At 72.5% G+C, this 12,886-nt stretch carries 13 protein-coding genes; 8 read left to right on the plus strand and 5 right to left on the minus strand.

Features of this window, described 5'->3' with window-relative positions; all coding sequences use genetic code 11:
• The first annotated feature begins 84 nt into the window (after positions 1-84).
• The 6 genes from EZM51_RS01965 (at position 85) to EZM51_RS01995 (ending at position 7,121) form a co-directional block, all read left to right on the plus strand.
• The gene (locus EZM51_RS01965) at positions 85-1,359 is read left to right on the plus strand and encodes a saccharopine dehydrogenase C-terminal domain-containing protein (protein WP_136706508.1); all 1,275 of its coding nucleotides are present in this window, start codon (positions 85-87) and stop codon (positions 1,357-1,359) included.
• Complete coding sequence (locus EZM51_RS01970; RefSeq protein ID WP_136706510.1) at positions 1,332-2,216, plus strand: hypothetical protein; 885 nt, start codon at positions 1,332-1,334, stop codon at positions 2,214-2,216. Before EZM51_RS01965 ends, EZM51_RS01970 begins: the two co-directional genes overlap by 28 nt.
• A 46-nt stretch (positions 2,217-2,262) precedes the next feature.
• On the plus strand, positions 2,263-3,888 hold the full coding sequence (locus EZM51_RS20985) for a LuxR C-terminal-related transcriptional regulator (protein ID WP_248305414.1): 1,626 nt from the start codon (positions 2,263-2,265) through the stop codon (positions 3,886-3,888).
• A gap of 182 nt (positions 3,889-4,070) precedes the next feature.
• A complete protein-coding gene (locus EZM51_RS01980; RefSeq protein WP_136706512.1) occupies positions 4,071-5,180 on the plus strand; it encodes a class I SAM-dependent methyltransferase in 1,110 nt (369 codons plus the stop codon).
• Positions 5,181-5,313: 133 nt separating this feature from the next.
• Positions 5,314-6,609, plus strand: a complete 1,296-nt coding sequence (gene menC / locus EZM51_RS01990; RefSeq protein WP_248305415.1) for an o-succinylbenzoate synthase — start codon at positions 5,314-5,316, stop codon at positions 6,607-6,609.
• Positions 6,610-6,653: 44 nt separating this feature from the next.
• Complete coding sequence (locus EZM51_RS01995; protein ID WP_211195785.1) at positions 6,654-7,121, plus strand: nitroreductase/quinone reductase family protein; 468 nt, start codon at positions 6,654-6,656, stop codon at positions 7,119-7,121.
• 41 nt (positions 7,122-7,162) lie between these two features.
• Here EZM51_RS01995 and EZM51_RS02000 read toward each other — a convergent pair whose 3' ends face one another.
• The 3 genes from EZM51_RS02000 to EZM51_RS20765 are packed head-to-tail and all read right to left on the minus strand — an operon-like array spanning position 7,163 to position 10,214.
• On the minus strand, positions 7,163-8,014 hold the full coding sequence (locus EZM51_RS02000) for an aminoglycoside phosphotransferase family protein (RefSeq protein ID WP_136706514.1): 852 nt from the start codon (positions 8,012-8,014) through the stop codon (positions 7,163-7,165).
• Positions 8,011-9,282: a non-homologous end-joining DNA ligase gene (gene ligD, locus EZM51_RS02005; protein ID WP_136706516.1), complete on the minus strand. Its 1,272-nt coding sequence runs from the start codon at positions 9,280-9,282 to the stop codon at positions 8,011-8,013. Before ligD ends, EZM51_RS02000 begins: the two co-directional genes overlap by 4 nt.
• A 5-nt stretch (positions 9,283-9,287) precedes the next feature.
• A complete protein-coding gene (locus tag EZM51_RS20765; RefSeq protein WP_211195786.1) occupies positions 9,288-10,214 on the minus strand; it encodes a helix-turn-helix domain-containing protein in 927 nt (308 codons plus the stop codon).
• Positions 10,215-10,290: 76 nt separating this feature from the next.
• Here EZM51_RS20765 and EZM51_RS02015 point away from each other — a divergent pair, with 76 nt between their 5' ends.
• Entirely contained in the window at positions 10,291-10,770 is a 480-nt protein-coding gene (locus tag EZM51_RS02015) for an SRPBCC domain-containing protein (protein WP_211195787.1), read from the plus strand.
• A 1-nt stretch (position 10,771) separates the two neighbouring features.
• On the opposite strand, the gene EZM51_RS02020 is transcribed toward EZM51_RS02015, so the two are convergent.
• Positions 10,772-11,980: a HipA domain-containing protein gene (locus tag EZM51_RS02020; RefSeq protein WP_136706522.1), complete on the minus strand. Its 1,209-nt coding sequence runs from the start codon at positions 11,978-11,980 to the stop codon at positions 10,772-10,774.
• Positions 11,977-12,180: a helix-turn-helix domain-containing protein gene (locus EZM51_RS02025; RefSeq protein WP_136706523.1), complete on the minus strand. Its 204-nt coding sequence runs from the start codon at positions 12,178-12,180 to the stop codon at positions 11,977-11,979. The genes EZM51_RS02020 and EZM51_RS02025 overlap by 4 nt, the downstream gene beginning before the upstream one ends.
• Before the next feature lie 197 nt (positions 12,181-12,377).
• On the opposite strand from EZM51_RS02025, the gene EZM51_RS02030 reads away from it, so the two are divergent.
• Positions 12,378-12,860 carry a hypothetical protein gene (locus EZM51_RS02030; protein WP_136706525.1) on the plus strand — a complete coding sequence of 161 codons (483 nt, stop codon included), beginning with the start codon at positions 12,378-12,380 and terminating at the stop codon, positions 12,858-12,860.
• Positions 12,861-12,886 lie beyond the last annotated feature (26 nt).

Here is a 12,886-nt window from a genome sequence, read left to right on the forward strand (position 1 = left end):
CCGCCGACACTCCGTGCGGAATCCGCCCGACGCCGCGACACCCACCCGTCGACTCGGCGCCGCGTGCCGCGATAGCGTCGTGGGATGCGGATCCTCCTCGTCGGCGCCGGTGGCGTCGGAGACGCCATCGCGAAGATCGCGGCGCGTCGTGACTTCTTCGAACTCCTCGTCGTGAGCGATTACGACCCGTCCCGGGCCGAGCGCACGGTCGACTGGATCAGGGCCAGGCACGGCGACGACGTCGCCGCCCGGTTCGCCACGGCGCAGATCGATGCGAGCGATCCCGAGGTCGTGGCATCCGTCGCCCGCGACCACGGGGCGACCCACGTCATGAACGCCGTCGAGCCGAAGTTCGTGCCGTCGATCTTCGCCGGCGCGCTCGCCGCCGGGGCCGACTACCTCGACATGGCCATGAGCCTCTCGGAGCCGCATCCGACCGATCCGTACGCGCAGACCGGCGTGAAGCTCGGCGACGACCAGTTCGCGCAGACCACCGACTGGGATGCCGCCGGGCGCCTCGCGCTCGTCGGCATGGGGGTCGAGCCCGGGCTCAGCGACGTGTTCGCCCGCTTCGCCGCCGACCACCTGTTCAGCGAGATCGACGAGCTCGGCGTGCGCGACGGCGCGAACCTCGTCGTGCGCGACGAGGCCGGCAACGAGATCTTCGCACCGTCGTTCTCGATCTGGACCACCATCGAGGAGTGCCTGAACCCGCCCGTCGTGTGGGAGGAGGAGCGCGGCTGGTACACGACGCCGCCGTTCTCCGAGCCCGAGGTGTTCGTCTTCCCCGAGGGGATCGGCCCGGTGGAGTGCGTGAACGTCGAGCACGAGGAGGTGCTCCTCATGCCGCGCTGGGTCGACGCGAAGCGCGTGACCTTCAAGTACGGCCTCGGCGAGGAGTTCATCAACGTGCTGCGCACGCTGCACCTGCTCGGCCTCGACTCGACGACGCCGATCCGCGTGCGCAGCGAGGACGGGCCCGTGCACGTCGCCCCCCGCGACGTCGTGGCCGCGGCATTGCCCGACCCCGCCACGATCGGCCCGCGGATGACCGGCAAGACGTGCGCCGGCCTCTGGGTCACCGGCACCGGCACCGACGGCACGCCGCGCGAGTCGTATCTCTACCACGTGTCCGACAACGAGTGGACGATGGCCGAGTACGAGTCGCAGTGCGTCGTGTGGCAGACGGCCCTGAACCCCGTGATCGCGCTCGAGCTGCTTGCGACGGGCGTCTGGGAGGGCCGTGGCGTGCTCGGCCCCGAGGCGTTCGACGCGGCGCCGTTCCTCGAGCTCATGGCGCGGCCCGTCGCCGACGGCGGATACGGGCAGCCGTGGCACGTGGAGGACCGGTCGGCGTGACGGTGCCGGCGGGCGGCGTGCCGGCGTCGGTCGTCGCCGACGCGGAGCAGGCAGCGGATGCCGCGGACGCGCGTGCCGGGATCCGCACGCGCCCGGCGCATCCCGATGAGCTCGACGGCGTGCTCGCCCGGTTCGAGGCGACCTGGGGAGCCGGTCGCGGCCCCGACCGGGCGATGGTGCAGGCGCTCGACCACGCGGGCAACACCGTGCTCGTGGCGGTCCCGGCAGCCGAGCCGGCCGACGCGGTTGCGGGCCCGCAACGGCACCCTTCGACGGGCTCAGCGACCGGGCGCCCGCTCGGCGCGACCCTCGGATTCCTCGGCTGGTCGGACGGGCTCCACCTGCACTCGCACATGAACGCGGTCGATCCCGCCGCACGCGGTCGGGGTGTCGGCGTCGCCCTGAAGCTGCGGCAACGGGCCGTGTGCCTCGCGCACGACGTCACCGAGATGCGCTGGACCTACGACCCCCTCATCCGGCGGAACGCGCGGATGAACCTGGTGCGCCTCGGCGCGGAGATCATGGCGTTTCTCCCCGACTTCTACGGCGAGCTCGGCGACGCCATCACGGGCGCCGATCGCAGCGACCGGTTCGAGGTGCGCTGGCGGCTCGACTCGCCGCGCACCGCCCGAGCGCTCGCGCGCGGTCCGGTGCCGAGCTGGAGGGCGGAGGGCCGGCTGCCGCTCGTGGCCGACTACGAGCGGGTACGTGCGGAGGATCCGCGCGTGGCCGCGCGACTGCGGGACGCGTCCCGGGACGCGTTCGCCGTGCTCGCGCGCGACACCGGCCTGCGCGTCGAGCTCGACGCCGATGGCGACTACGTGTTCACGCGCGACGAGGCCGATCGGTCGCCCTGACTCGCGCGGCCTCCCAGCCCCGGTTCGTCCGCGTTACCATACAGGCATGTCTGAGGCGGCAGAGCTCGACGACGCTCGGCTCGCCTACGCGAACCGGCAGTGGCGGGCCGCGATATCCGGCTTCGAGCGCGCTCGCGCCACCGAGCCGCTGAGCCCCGACGACCTCGTGCTCTGGAGCAGGAGCGCATGGTGGCTCGGCCTTCCCGCGCAGAGTGTCGCGCTGGCGGAGGAGGCGTTCGCCGGGTTCCGGGATGTCGGCCGCACCGCCGACGCGGCGGGGACGGCGCTTCGCATCTCGCTCCTCCGGCTGACCGGGGGCGAGGTGACGCTCGGCACCGCCTGGATGCGACGTGCGCGCTCGCTGCTCAGCGACCAGCCCGACCATGTGCTGCAGGCCTACCTGATCTACCTCGAGACGTCGGCGGGGCTGCTGCCCGACGGCAGCGGCGCCTGGTCCCCCGAGAGCGCCGCGCGCCTCCGCGACCTCGCCCAGCGCGTGCCCGACCAGTCGGTCGCCGCGCTGAGTCTCGTGGTGTCGGGCATGGCCGACCTGCGCACCGGTGAGACCGGCCGAGGGTTCGCCCAACTCGATGAGGCGATGCTCGGGGTCCTCGCCGACGAGATCGAACCCGAGTGGGGCGGCGACATCTTCTGCACGACGATCCACGCGTGCCACGAGCTGGCCGACTACCAGCGCATGGCCGACTGGACGCGGGCGACCGAGGAGTGGGTCGGCCGGTTCGGCAGCGACGCGATCTACGCCGGCGTCTGCCGTGTGCACCGTCTCGAACTGCGCTCGGCGGCCGGTGACTGGGACTCGGTCGAGGATGCGCTCACCGATGTCTGCAGCTCGCTCGCCGCGGGCAACCGCTGGGTCGCGGGCGAAGGCTGGTACCAGCTCGGCGAGTTGCGTCGGCTCCGCGGCGACGCGACGGGGGCCCGTGACGCGTTTGCGCTCGCGCGCGAGTCGGGCATCGACCCCGTGCCCGGAGAGGCCATGCTCGAGTTGCAGGAGGGCGCGCCCGCACGGGCGTGGAACCTCATGACGACGGCCCTCGACGGTCGCGATCGCCTCGCCCGCACCCGCCTGCTCCGGACCGCCGTCGAGATCGCGCTGGCGACCGATCGTCGCGACGCGGCGGTCGCGTTCCGCGACGAGCTGCGCGCCGTCGCCCGCGACTTCGACAGCCCGGGATTCCGCGCGTGGGCCGATCATGCCGACGGCATGCTCGCCCTCTCGAACGGGCAGGTGACCGCCTCGATCGTGGCGCTGCGGTCGGCGCTCGACTACTTCCGCAGGCACCGGCTGAGGTGCGAGCACGCCCGCGTGCTCGCCTGGCTGGCGGCCGCGTTCGAGCAGTCCGGTGACGCCGCGCAGGCCGAACACCTCCGGGCCGAGGCATCCGCCATCTTCGAGGGGATGGGCGCTCGCGCGCACCTGGAGGTCGTGGGGAGCCGTGCGGAGGAGGAGAGCGGCCCGCTCACGCCGCGCGAGCGCGAGGTGCTCGAGCAGGTCGCCCGCGGAGCGAGCAATCGCGAGATCGCCGACCGCCTGTTCATCAGCGAGAAGACGGTCGGGCGCCACCTCGCGAACGTCTACCTCAAGCTCGGCGTGGGATCGCGCACGGCGGCCGCGGCGTGGTGGCGCGACGAGCGGCCCGCGGTGCGCTGACGGCCTGTGGCGCGACGAGCGGCCCGCGGTGCGCTGACGGCCTGTGGCGCGACGAGCGGCCCGCGGTGCGCCGACTGCATGGATTGATGCAGACGCGATCGCGAGATTGCATGCTTCCGCCGACGCGGACCTGCACCGCGGCTACGTAGCGTCGGGTCGTACCCCGACCGGAAGGAAGTTCCATGTCAGACTCCGCAGTCCTCACGCCGCCCGCTCCCGCCACCCAGAGCGCCGACGCGTTCGCTGAACGCGTGCTCGAATCTTCCCTCGGCTGGATCGAGACCATGTCGATCCACCTCGGCACCCAGCTCGGCTGGTACGACGCGCTCGTCGCGGAGGGACCGCTCACCGCCCCCGAGCTCGCCCGATACACCTCGACGGCGCCTCGCTATGCGCGCGAGTGGCTCGAGCAGCAGGCCGCGTTCGGCATCGTCGACGTGGTCGGCGCAGTGGACGCGGCGGCCGACGACCGCCGATACGAGCTTCCGGCCGGCGCGGCCGAGGTGCTCGCCGACCGGTCGAGCCTCGCGTATGCGGCTCCGCTGGCCCGCATCCTCGCCGCCGCGGGCGCACAGATGCCGGAGCTCCTCGCGGCATACCGCACGGGCGGCGGCGTGAGTTGGGAACAGCTCGGCGTGCACGCACGGGAGGCCCAGGCCGACATGAACCGCCCGTGGCTCGAGACGGCGCCGTCGGTGTTCGCACGGCACCCGCACGTGCACGAGCGGCTCAGCCGGCCCGGCGCCCGCGTGGCCGACATCGGCATGGGCGAGGGCTGGTCGTCGATCGCGCTCGCGAAGGCCTACCCGGGGCTCCGGGTCGAGGGATTCGACGTGGATGCCCCGTCGGTGCAGGCCGCCCGCGCGCACGCGGCGGAGGCCGGCGTCGGCGATCGGGTGCGCTTCCACGTCGAGGATGCCGCGAACCTCGCAGCTCACGGACGCTTCGACGCCGTGGTCGGCTTCGAGTTCCTGCACGACCTGCCGCACCCGCAGGCCGTGCTGACCGCGATGAACGACGCGACCGGCGACGACGGGGTCGTCGTGATCATGGACGAGGCCGTCGGCGACGAGTTCACGCCGAACACCGAGGGCATCGATCGCATGATGTACGGCTTCAGCCTCTTCGTCTGCCTGCCCGACGGTCTCTCGCACGAGCCGAGCGCCGGGACCGGCACGGTCATGCGCCCGTCGACGCTGCGACGCTACGCCGGTGAGGCGGGCTTCGCGGGCGTCGAGGTGCTCGAGGACGACTTCGGCTTCTGGCGGTTCTACGAGCTCGTGCGTTCCTGACGCGGGGACGTCGGCGAGGCGCGCCGCCCGCCGCCCGCCGCCCGCCGCCCGCCGCCCGCCGCTCGGCGCGGCAGCGGGGAACGCCGGGCTACGCCAGACTGGAGTCGTCGACGACCCCGACCGAGAGGCCACGATGACCCCGACCCCGACCCCGACCCTCGAACGCATCGAGCTGCACCGGCTCGAGGTGCCGCTCGTGCGGCCCTTCGAGACCTCGTTCGGACGTGAGACGGTGCGCGAGGTGCTCCTCGTCCGCGCCGTCACCGACGCGGGCGACGGCTGGGGCGAATGCGTCGCCGGCCGTGACCCGTTCTACTCGTCGGAGTACGTCGACGGCGCGGCATCCGTCATCGAACGCTACCTCGCGCCCGCGCTGCTGCGCCGCCACGCGGCGTCGGTCGAGGACGACGGCCACATGTCGGGCGTGCTCATCGACGACCCGTCGCGCTCGGCGGGCGTCTGGGTCGACGACCGGGAGCAGCGCGCGTCCGGCGACGCCGCGGTCGCAGCCCAGGAGGGCGGGGCGGCGGCGTCGATCGCGAGCGTTCCGCTCGCGGCATCCGTCGCGGCGGACCTGTCGTTCGTCGCCGGCCATCGCATGGCGAAGGCCGCACTCGAAGCGGCCGTGCTCGACGCCGAGCTGCGCGCACAGGGCCGGTCGATGGCGGAGTGCTTCGGTGCGGTGCGCGATTGGGTCGACTGCGGCGTCTCGGTGGGCATCGCCCCCACGCTCGAGGAACTGCTCGACGAGGTCACCGGATACCTCGAGCAGGGCTATCGTCGCATCAAGCTGAAGATCAAGCCCGGCTGGGATCTCGTGCCCGTCGGTGCGGTGCGCGAACTCATGGGACGCGACGGCCTCCTGCAGGTGGATGCGAACACGGCCTACACGCCCGACGACATCCCGTTGCTCGCGAGTCTCGACGCGTTCGGGCTGCTGCTCATCGAGCAGCCGTTCGCCGAGGAGGACCTCGCCACGCACGTGCGTCTCGCGGAGGCGTGCGAGACGCCCGTGTGCCTCGACGAGTCCATCCTCGACGTCACGACCGCCGTGGATGCCATCGACCGCCGTGCGACGAGCATCGTGAACATCAAGCCCGGCCGCATGGGCGGGTACCTCGAGGCGCTTCGCGTGCACGACGCGTGCCGCACGCTCGACGTGCCCGTCTGGTGCGGCGGCATGCTCGAGACCGGAGTCGGTCGGGCGGCCAACGTCGCGCTCGCCGCGCTCCCCGGATTCACCCTGCCCGGCGACACGTCGGCCTCGTCGCGGTACTTCGCCGAGGACCTCACGGAACCGTTCGTGCTCGGCGAGGGCGAGCATCGCGGGCAGCTTCGGGTGCCGGATGCCGCGGGCTCCGGTGTCACCGTGCGCGCCGATCTCGTGCGCGAGTGGGCGAGCGCCGAGGCCGTGGTCATCAGTCGTTGACCCTGTCGAAGCGAACTGCGTCCGAGCCTGCCAGAATCGGCGACGTGGGATACTTCGAACGCGCTCGCGCCCGGTATCCGGGCGGCCGGCCCAACGAGGAGGCGCGGGAGATCCAGCGCCGGTTCATGCGCATCGTGGAGCGTGGGCTCGCTCCGTTCTCGGTGGTGCTCGAGACGCGAGGCCGCACGAGCGGGCAGCCCAGGCGCGTGCCGCTCGTGATGGTGCGGCGACGGGGCATCCGCTACCTCGTGTCCATGCTGGGGCCTGACGTCGGCTGGGTGCGCAACGCGCGCGCGGCCGGCGGGCGCGCGGCGATCATCCGCCGCCGGCGCGAGGAGGTCGTGCTGACCGAGGTCCCGACCGCCGAGCGCGCCCCCATCCTGCGCCGGTACCTGCTCCTCGCGCTCGGCGCGCGGCCGCACATGTCGGTGCGGTGGAACTCGCCGTTGCGCGAGTTCGAGCGGGTCGCGGGGGAGTACCCGGTGTTCCGCGTGGATCGCGCCACCGACTGAGGTCCGGGGGCGTCAGGGGTCGCCGGTCGCCGCGAGCGAGGTCACTCCACCAGGCCGAGCGCGAGCTCGCCGATCGCCGCGGCGGACTCCGCATGCGCCGGGTCGTCGTCGAGCGCGAACCAGGTCGACGAGAGGGCGCACCAGGAGACGAGCCACCGGGCGAGGCGTCCGCGCTCGAGTCCGGCCTCGGCGACGACGATGCCGAGCTGGTGCTCCAGGCGCCCGGGTGCGAGGGCACGCTCGTGCGACGGGTTGCAGAGCAGGTTGCAGTAGTCGAACGCGCGTTCGCCGAGCAGGCCCTTCGGATCGATCGCGAGCCAGCCGCGGTCGCCGAAGTCGAGCACGTTGCCGTGGTGCAGGTCGCCGTGCAGCACGACCTCGTCGCGCGCGTCGTCGAGGAGCACCGCCGCGAACTCGGCACCGCGCCGGTGCAGCGGGGTGAGCTCGTCGGCGTGGGCGAACAGGTGCCGGTACCAGGTGCGCAGCTCGATGAGCAGGGGCGGATCGTCGCCGTCGAGGACGTGCGCGGATGCCGCGTGGAAGCCCGCCGCCGCAGCGCAGAGGATGTGCGTGGCCTCATCGTCCCGCCCCGACCGCACCAGGTCGACGAGGTTCGCGGGCCCGGTGGCGCGCTCGATGAGCGACGCCTCGCCATCGCGCCGGAGCATCCGCGCCGCACCGTGACCGTCGAGGGCCGCGAGGAGGTCGGCGCCGCGTGCCTCCTCCTCGGTGCGCGCGATCTTCAGCATCGCGGGCGCGCCGTCGTCGGTGACGACCGCGATGAGCGTGCTCGACGCCGTGGTGTGGGGGTCGCCGACCTGGCGCAGCCGCCAGCGGCGGAGCCATGCGGCGTCGGCCGCGTGTCCGGGGTCGACGGGTCCGAGGTCGCTCACGACTGCGGTCGCTCCGGATGCTCGGGATGCCCCGCCCGCTCGGCCTCGCGGTACGCCGCCCACGGGTCGTAGTCCACCTCGAGCTCGGCCTGCGCGGGCCGCTGCGACTCGGGCACGTGCTGCAGGTTCACCCGGATGCGGTACCACAGCGAGCTCGAGCCGCGCATGCCGTCGACGAGCACGTCGGCCGGCTGGAGCAGCGGCACGACGTCGGGATGCCTCGCCTTCCAGCGCTCGAGCCCCTCGAGCGCCTCGGGCTTGGTCTTCGCGCGCGCGATCTCGATGAGCGGCATCGTGGACCGCCGGCGCCCGCTGCCGTCGGAGGACTTCGGGGGCTTCTCGGCGGGGCCGAGCTCCTCCGCGAGCCGGAGCAGCCCGTCGAGGCTGCCGACCGCATCGTCGATGCCCGCCGCGATGTCGCCGCGCTCGGCGAAGCGCTGCAGCATGGTCGGCACCGTGAACTGCTCGGGTCGGCTGCCGCGCACCTCGGCCCATTCGAGCGGCGTGGAGACCCTCGCGTCGGGGAGCGGCCGCACCGAGTAGGCGGAGGCGACGGTGCGGTCCTTGGCGTTCTGGTTGAAGTCGACGAACACGCTCTCGCCGCGCTCCTCCTTCCACCAGCGCGCCGTCGCGAGGCCGGGAGCGCGCCGTTCCACCTCGCGGGCGAGGGTCTCCGCCGCGAGGCGAACCTCGCGGTAGGTCCAGCGCGGTTCGATGCGCGCGTAGATGTGCATGCCGCGCGATCCGGAGGTCTTCGGCCAGCCGACGAGTCCGTGGTCGGTGAGCACGTCGCGCACGACCATGGCGACGTCGACGATCTGCGCCCAGTCGACGCCCGGCATGGGATCGAGGTCGACCCTGATCTCGTCGGGGTGGTCGAGGTCCTCGGCGCGCACGGGGTGCGGGTTCAGGTCGAGGCATCCGAGGTTCACGACCCAGGCGAGCCCCGCGGCATCCCGAACCACCGCCTCCTCGGCCGACGTGCCCGACGCGTAGTGCAGCGTCGCGGTCTCGAGCCACTCGGGACGGTTCTCGGGTACCCGCTTCTGGAAGAACGCCTCGGCCGCGATGCCCTTCACGAACCGCTTCAGCACCATCGGCCGACCGGCCACGTGCCGCACGGCGCCGTCGGAGACGGCGAGGTAGTACCGCACGAGGTCGAGCTTCGTGATCCCCGGCTCGGGGAACACGACCTTGTCGGGGCTCGAGATCCGCACCTCGCGGCCGTCGACCTCCAGCATCGTGGCCTTGCTCGTCGTGGGGCTCACGCCTTTCACCCTAGGACGGCCGGTGCGGATTCGGGACCCCTTGCGCCCGCGCGGCGCGCGTATCGGCGGGGTGTCTCGCCGATGACCGCGCGGAACTCGCGGCCCAGGTGCGCCTGGTCGGCGAAGCCGAGCGACGCGGCGAGTTCGGCGAGCGGCGGCGGGTCGGATTCGGCGAGCGCGGCCGCGGCCTCCTGCATGCGGTACCGGCGGATGAGCCATTTCGGCGTGAGTCCGAGCTCGTCGCGCACGAGCCGCTGCAGCGACCGCAGCCCTAGGCCGCTCGCTCGTGCCAGGTCGTCGGCGCGGAGGATCGACCGGTCGGACTCGGCGAGCTCGACCACCTCCCGCACGAGCGCGGCATCGGCGTCGAGCACGATCTCCTGCGCACCGATCCACTGCTCGAGGTAGGTGACGGCGGATGCCTCGTCGCCGATCTCCATGGCCCGACGCACGTCGGCGGCGAACGGGGCGGCGCCGTGCGCCCGAAGCTCGTGCAGGTGCACGAGGCTGCCGACGATCGATCGCATCGGAACCCCGGCGAGCCGCCGCGCGACGCCGGGCTGCAGCAGGGCGCCGAACGCCCACCCCGAGCCCTCGAGGCGCTCGTCGCTGCGACCGGGCGCCGGTCCATACAGGCCGGCGGCGTGCGCCTCGACGACGAGGTTCGCCGACGGATACTCGAGCACGCCCTGCTCGACGACGACGCCCGGCGGGAGCCGCCAGCGCGGCACCCACACGTGCCGCACCAGATGGGCGACCGCCGGGCCGACGGGGAGCCTGGAGAGGCGGACCGGCGCGTCGCCGGAGGCCGCCTGCAGGTCGGCCGCCGCGGCGTGTGGGGCGATCCCGGGTGCGCCCGGCTCGGGCGCCAGGATCCCCTTCGAGGCGGGGAGGGCCGCGCGGGCGCGCCAGTGCTCGGTGGAGGTCGGCATGCGATCAGTATCGTGGGCACCACCGATGTCGCGTTTCTCCAAGACGCGCAGCACGCGGCATCCGTAGGTTCGACGCATGGAGAAGGAGACGAACATGCAGGACTTCGTGATGACCATCTACATCAAGGCCGACCCGCAGGTCGTGTGGGATGCGATCACCGGCGACGAGGGCAACCGCGCCGTGATGTGGGGATCGGTGCTGCGCGGCGATCTCGTGCCGGGCGGCCACTTCGAGTACGTCGGGCCGGGCATCGGCGGCGACGAGACCGTGCACGTCTACGGCGACGTGGTGCAGGCCGACCCCGGCGACATCCTGCGGCTCATCGAGCATCCCGGTCCGCTCTATCGCGAGAACCACGCCGAGCTCTCGAGCCGCATGACCTGGCGCCTCGAGCAGGCCGCGATCGGTCTCACCAAGCTCACGTTCACGAACGACCAGTGGAGCCCGGGGCATCCGTCGCATGCCGACACCGTGGAGAGCTGGCCGATGGTGCTCTCGAGCCTGAAGTCGTGGATCGAGACGGGAGAGGCCATCCCGCCCATCGATCCCTCGTAGGTCAGGCGAACTCCCCGCGGCGCAGCCGGAGCTCGCGGAGGGCGCCGTTCAACGGTGAACCCTCGAAGCCGACCCCGGCGAGGTCGACGGATGCCGCCGCGTTCAGCGCCACCGCCTCGGCCGAGCGGGCCGCACGTTCGGGCAGGCCGATGGCCGCGGCGAAGGCGTGCCAGTGCCGTGCGCGGAGGTTGCGGGTGCGGCCGTCGATGGGCAGGGCCATCGACGTGTCGCCGTACACCAGGGTGCAGAGCACGTCGTAGATCGGCGCCACCGCCCAGGTGCCCGGCCGGGTCTCGAGCACCGAGAGGTTCTTCGCGTGCAGGTCGCCGTTGCCGGTGAGCCAGGCGAACAGGAACTGCAGGTAGAGGTTGCGGGTCGCGACGAGCGGCGCCGAGGCGACGGATGCCAGTGACCGCACGACCTCCTCGGCGGGGATCGCGTACTTCGAGGCCGGCGGTACCGCGAGCACCTGGGTCGCGTCCTCGAGTGCGAGCCGATCCCACGAGCCGTCGGAGCGCGGAACCCGGTCGAAGCGTTCGACGAGCAGGCCCGTGACCTCGTTCCGGTCGTGGACCAGCGTGGAACGCTCGACCGGCACCTTCAGCGTCTTCGCCGCCCGGAGGTGGGCCGCCTCGTTCTGCACCAGCAGGGGGTACTCCGGTGGCGACACCTTGAGGATGAATCGGCCCGCGCGGGTGGCGAGCGGCGTGCTGATCATCGACGCGCTGGCCTTGCGCTGCACGCCGGGGATCGCATGCCGGTCGATGCCCTCGACGAGCTCGGCGAAGTCCATGGCGTCGGGTGCGGTGGCGCCGATCAGGGGCGCCGGGTCGGCCGGGGCCGTGCCCGCGACGACGACCTGCACGTCGCCGGGCACGTCCTGGCCGACGGCGAGCAGCAGGCTGAGTTCGTCGCTGGCGCTCGTCTTCACCGCGCGCTGCAGCACCGACAGGCGATGGCCCTCGGGCAGCAGCCCGGCGAAGAACGGCGGCAGGGCGCCGGCGGGCGTGACGACCTCGCGGTCGTCGACGGGGAGCGAGGTCGCGATCGGTCGCGGGTGCTCGTCGTCGCGCGCACGGTTCAGGTACTCGGGCAGGTAGCGGAACAGCGTCGACCCGTCGTCGCTCCGCTCGATGCGTGCGGCGAGGACGCCCGCCTTGTAGACGTCGGCGGCTCGGGTGAACCGCAGCCGCTCGAGGTCGTCGGTCATCCGTCGGCCACCAGCCGCAGCCCGACGACCTCCGCCACGCGGGCGACGATGCCGAGGCTCGTCGTGCCCGTGCCCTTCTCGATGTCGCGCACCGTGCGCGTCGAGGTGCCGGCGAGTTCGGCGAGTTGTTCCTGGGTGAGACCAGCCGACTTCCGCGCCTCGCGGATGCGCGCGCCGATGGTGCGCGATGCCTCTTCCATTCGCGCCTCCATTCGGCGGTATCCTGCCGAATCACCGTGGGACTGCATCCCACCGGCGCTCGCGCCATGTATTTCGGCAGGATACTGCCGATTTCGAATGCCGGCAAGAGCAGGCCATCCGTTCGCGCGCATATTCGGCAGTATCCTGCCGACACAGTCCGCGGTGGTTGCACCCCGGCGCGAGCGAAAGCAGGAACATGCGGCGCATCTTGGACCTCCGGATCATCCGGTGGGAGTTGAAGCTGCTCTACGTCATCGGCGCCCTGTTCGTCGGCTGGTTCGTCGTCGGAGCGGGGATGCGGGCGATCGGGATTCCGGACGTGGCGGTGAGTATCGTCGGCACGATCATCGAGGTGGCTGCGCTCCTCCTCGGCGCGCGGATCTTCCGCGGTCGAGGCGAGCCGATCGCCCCGCCACGTGCGTGGTGGCGGATGACGGCGCGGCCGGCACTCAGCCGACGGCTCGGCGTGCTCTTCCTCGTGCCGGCGGTGGTCGGTCTCTTCGGCGTCGCAGCCTTTCCGCTCGAGTGGTCGCCCGGTGAGCTGGCGTCCGCGATCATGTCGGTCATCGAGTTCTCCGTGGTCGCCGCTCTCTATCTCAACTCGGCCGTCCGCCTGGGGCGGCTGCCGATGCCGCCGAAGGAGCCGAAGTTTCGACCGAAGGTGCGCCTGAAGCCGTAGCGGTGTTGTCGACGGATGCCGCCGCG

It is taken from the genome of Agromyces sp. H66, from assembly GCF_004959775.1.
GTDB lineage: Bacteria > Actinomycetota > Actinomycetes > Actinomycetales > Microbacteriaceae > Agromyces.

Coding starts and splice junctions, on each gene's coding strand:
- EZM51_RS01965 (WP_136706508.1), top strand. CDS start 85: ATGCGGATCCTCCTCGTCGGCGCCGGTGGCGTCGGAGACGCCATCGCG.
- EZM51_RS20985 (WP_248305414.1), top strand. CDS start 2,263: ATGTCTGAGGCGGCAGAGCTCGACGACGCTCGGCTCGCCTACGCGAAC.
- EZM51_RS01980 (WP_136706512.1), top strand. CDS start 4,071: ATGTCAGACTCCGCAGTCCTCACGCCGCCCGCTCCCGCCACCCAGAGC.
- menC (WP_248305415.1), top strand. CDS start 5,314: ATGACCCCGACCCCGACCCCGACCCTCGAACGCATCGAGCTGCACCGG.
- EZM51_RS20765 (WP_211195786.1), bottom strand. CDS start 10,214: ATGCCGACCTCCACCGAGCACTGGCGCGCCCGCGCGGCCCTCCCCGCC.
- EZM51_RS02015 (WP_211195787.1), top strand. CDS start 10,291: ATGGAGAAGGAGACGAACATGCAGGACTTCGTGATGACCATCTACATC.
- EZM51_RS02020 (WP_136706522.1), bottom strand. CDS start 11,980: ATGACCGACGACCTCGAGCGGCTGCGGTTCACCCGAGCCGCCGACGTC.
- EZM51_RS02025 (WP_136706523.1), bottom strand. CDS start 12,180: ATGGAAGAGGCATCGCGCACCATCGGCGCGCGCATCCGCGAGGCGCGG.
- EZM51_RS02030 (WP_136706525.1), top strand. CDS start 12,378: ATGCGGCGCATCTTGGACCTCCGGATCATCCGGTGGGAGTTGAAGCTG.